Annotated in this window: 3 protein-coding genes and 1 pseudogene; 1 reads left to right on the top strand and 3 read right to left on the bottom strand. The window is 71.9% G+C overall.

Going from position 1 to position 3,236, the window contains the following annotated elements; translation table 11 throughout:
- From ACFV0Q_RS40165 to ACFV0Q_RS40175, 3 genes and pseudogenes are all read right to left on the bottom strand, one after another.
- A pseudogene (locus ACFV0Q_RS40165) lies at positions 1-211 on the bottom strand (hypothetical protein); the annotation flags it as partial.
- A 44-nt stretch (positions 212-255) separates the two neighbouring features.
- Positions 256-915: a response regulator gene (locus ACFV0Q_RS40170; protein ID WP_385012875.1), complete on the bottom strand. Its 660-nt coding sequence runs from the start codon at positions 913-915 to the stop codon at positions 256-258.
- Positions 908-2,047, bottom strand: coding sequence for a GAF domain-containing sensor histidine kinase (locus ACFV0Q_RS40175; protein ID WP_385012877.1), 1,140 nt, complete (start codon positions 2,045-2,047; stop codon positions 908-910). The genes ACFV0Q_RS40170 and ACFV0Q_RS40175 overlap by 8 nt, the downstream gene beginning before the upstream one ends.
- 498 nt (positions 2,048-2,545) lie before the next feature.
- Here ACFV0Q_RS40175 and ACFV0Q_RS40180 point away from each other — a divergent pair, with 498 nt between their 5' ends.
- Positions 2,546-3,199, top strand: a complete 654-nt coding sequence (locus tag ACFV0Q_RS40180; protein WP_385012878.1) for a transglycosylase SLT domain-containing protein — start codon at positions 2,546-2,548, stop codon at positions 3,197-3,199.
- Positions 3,200-3,236: the final 37 nt, after the last annotated feature.

Raw genomic sequence — 3,236 nt, forward strand, 5'->3', positions numbered from 1 at the left:
TCAGAGCCTCCCCCACCGCCGACGCACCGCCGAGAGCCGAGGAGACACCGGCACCCGCGGCGACGAGGCCGCCCGCGATCATGGTGACGGCAGCGGCCTTCTTGAAGTTCTTCACGTTCTCGTCCTCCAGTACGTCTGCCGCGACCAGCCGTCGCGGCACGTGATGGAGAACGGCTTCCCCGCCCGCCGGGATACGCCATGTGGGCGACATACACCCGACCGTATGAATCTCCGTTGAAGGGATTGTCGCCCCGGTCAGTCCGCGATTCCGTGCCTGACCGCCCACAACGCGGCCTGTGTCCGGTCGGAGAGGTCGAGCTTCATCAGGATGTTCGACACGTGCGTCTTGACGGTCTTCTCGGACAGGACGAGCGCGCGGGCGATCTCCCGGTTGGAGCGGCCGTCCGCGATGAGGCAGAGGACCTCGCGCTCCCGGTCGGTCAGGGCGCCCGGCCGGCCCGTCGAGCCGGGCCGGTCGTCCTGTGCGGCGAGCAGGGCCTCGGCGACCTCCGGCTGGAGCAGGACGTGCCCGGCGTGCACGGAGCGGATGGCCCCGGCGAGCGCGTCGGGGTCGATGTCCTTGTGTACGTATCCGGCCGCGCCGGCCCGCAGGGCGGGGACCACCGTCCGCTGTTCCGTGAAGCTGGTGACGACGAGGACCCGCGCGGGGTTCGCCAGCTCCCGCAGCCGCCGCAGTGCCTCGATGCCGTCGGTGCCCGGCATCTTGACGTCCATGAGGATCACGTCGGGCCGCAGCTCCTCGGCGCGGGCGAGGCCCTCCTGGCCGTCCGCGGCCTCGCCGACCACCTCGATGTCCTCCTGTACCTCCAGGAAGGTGCGCAGGCCGCGCCGGACCACCTGGTGGTCGTCGACCAGCAGGACGCGGATGCGGTGACGGCCGGGGGTGTCAGCCACCGGGGACCTCCATCTCGATCGTGGTGCCCTCGCCGGGCTCCGAGTGGACCTCCAGCCGGCCCCCGGCGCCGCTCGCGCGGTCCCGCATGGAGACCAGTCCGAGGTGGCGGCCGGCCGTGCGGACGGTGGACGGGGAGAAGCCCCGGCCGCCGTCGCGGACGCGCAGGACGGCGCCCCCGCCGGAGGTCCGGGCGAGGGTGACCTCGACCCGGTCGGCGCCGGAGTGGCGCAGGGCGTTGTGGAGGGCCTCCTGGGCGACGCGGAGCAGCGCCTCCTCCTGGGACGCGGGCAGGGCCCGTACGCCGTCACAGGTGAAGGTGACGGCGGCGGTGTGGGCGCGGTCCAGGACGCGGACGTGGTTGCGCAGGGTGGCGACGAGGCCGTCCTCGTCCAGCGCGGCGGGCCGCAGCTCGGTCACGGCGGCGCGCAGCTCGTCGGCGGCCTCCGCGGCCAGTACGGCGACCTGCTGGAGCTCGTCCTTGGCGCGGGCCGGGTCGCGGTCGACGAGGGCGGCGGCGGCCTGGGCGGTGAGGCGCAGGGAGAAGAGCTTCTGGCTGACGGCGTCGTGCAGCTCGTGGGCGAGCCGGGAGCGCTCCTCGGCGATGGTGAGCTCGCGGCTGCGCTCGTAGAGGTGGGCGTTGGTGAGGGCTATGGCGGCGTGCTGGGCGAGGAGGGAGAGGAGTTCCTCGTCCTCGTCGGTGAACCCGGCGGCGGCGCCGCCGCGCTTGTTCGCGAGGAAGAGGGCGCCGAGGGTCTCCTCGCCGTCCCGGATGGGCAGGCCGAGGAAGTCGGACATCTCGGGGTGGGCGGCGGGCCAGCCCCCGAAGCGCGGGTCCTTGCGTACGTCGGCCAGCCGCTCGGGGCCGTCCTGGTGGAGCATCGCGGCGAGGATGCCGTGCTGGCGGGGCAGGGGGCCGATGCGGCGCCACTGCTCCTCGCTGATGCCGTCGACGACGAACTGGGCGAAGCCGCCGTGGTCGTCCGGGACGCCGAGGGCCGCGTACTCGGCGTCGAGCAGTTCGCGGGCGGAGGCCACGATCGTGCGCAGGACGTCGCGGACCTCCAGGCGCCGGCTCATGGCGAGGAGCGCGCTGCTGACGGCCGCCAGCCCCGAACGGGGTCCCTTGTCCATGGGGTCACCGTACCGGCGGCTCTGACCTGCGGGATCGGGCTTCGGGCGTAGGTCCCGGGCCGGATGCCGTCCGCCCGGGGGCGGCAGGAGGGGGGCCGGTTCTCTGCCTTGGGGAGGAGGCCGGCGGGGGTCCGGCTCCTCCTTGAGGCGGAGATCGGTCACGCAGTGCGTTGCTGGTGCAACTGTGGGTGAGACCGTTACGTGGTCGATGTGAGCCCGGGCATAGGACGCACATCACTTACGAAGCGGCCTAGTGGACAGATAAAGACCCTGTCAGTGCGGGCGCGCCTAGTGCCGGGGATCGGATCGGGGCTCGGGCCGGGGGGCCTGATCCACTAAGCGGGATCGTACGTCACACCTTTGCCAGGGGTTTTTGCCACCGCTAAGAATGTCGACGTCGCACAGCGCCCCGCGGATCCCGGATCCACGCGGCGCTGTCCTGCGGCCACCCGCCCCCAGATCCCCCGGGGGTGCCCCCGTCGAAGAGGTTGCCCCGCCATGTCTGCTTCCAGCACTCCCGGTCACAGTCGTCTGACGAAGGCACACAAGCTGTCCATCGCCGGTGTCGCCACGCTCGGTGCCGCCGCCCTCGCCTTCTCCCTCGTCCCGGCCGACGCCGGTGACGGCGCCGCCCAGGCGCGGCCCGAGACGGTCGTGTCCGTGGCCCCCGTGGCGTGGACCCAGACGGTGAAGCAGCACCTCAACGCACAGACGGCCGTCGCCGACCAGAAGGCCAAGGACGCCGCGAAGGCGCTGGCCGAGGCCCAGGCGAAGAAGGACCGCGAGGCGAAGGCGGCGGCCAGCCGTTCCGCCGCCCGCACCCCCGTCTTCGCGAACAACCTGGACGGCTGGATCAAGGAAGCCCTCTTCATCATGAAGAAGGAGGGCATCCCGGGCACGTACGCCGGTATCCACAAGAACATCATGCGCGAGTCGAGCGGCAACCCCCGCGCGATCAACAACTGGGACATCAACGCCCAGAACGGCATCCCGTCGAAGGGCCTGCTCCAGGTCATCCAGCCGACCTTCGCCGCGTACCACGTCAAGGGCACGAAGTTCGACCTGTACGACCCGGTCGCGAACATCGTCGCCGCGTGCAACTACGCCGCCGACCGCTACGGCTCGATGGACAACGTGAACAGCGCCTACTGAGCGCCTGCCACGACGAAGACCCCATGCGCCTCAGGGC

The sequence above is a fragment of the Streptomyces sp. NPDC059564 genome (assembly GCF_042735575.1).
In the GTDB taxonomy this organism is placed as follows: domain Bacteria; phylum Actinomycetota; class Actinomycetes; order Streptomycetales; family Streptomycetaceae; genus Streptomyces.

What these genes read in the sequence shown, in the direction of transcription:
- ACFV0Q_RS40175 (WP_385012877.1), bottom strand. Translation starts at nt 2,047, where the DNA reads ATGGACAAGGGACCCCGTTCGGGGCTGGCGGCCGTCAGCAGCGCGCTC.
- ACFV0Q_RS40180 (WP_385012878.1), top strand. Translation starts at nt 2,546, where the DNA reads ATGTCTGCTTCCAGCACTCCCGGTCACAGTCGTCTGACGAAGGCACAC.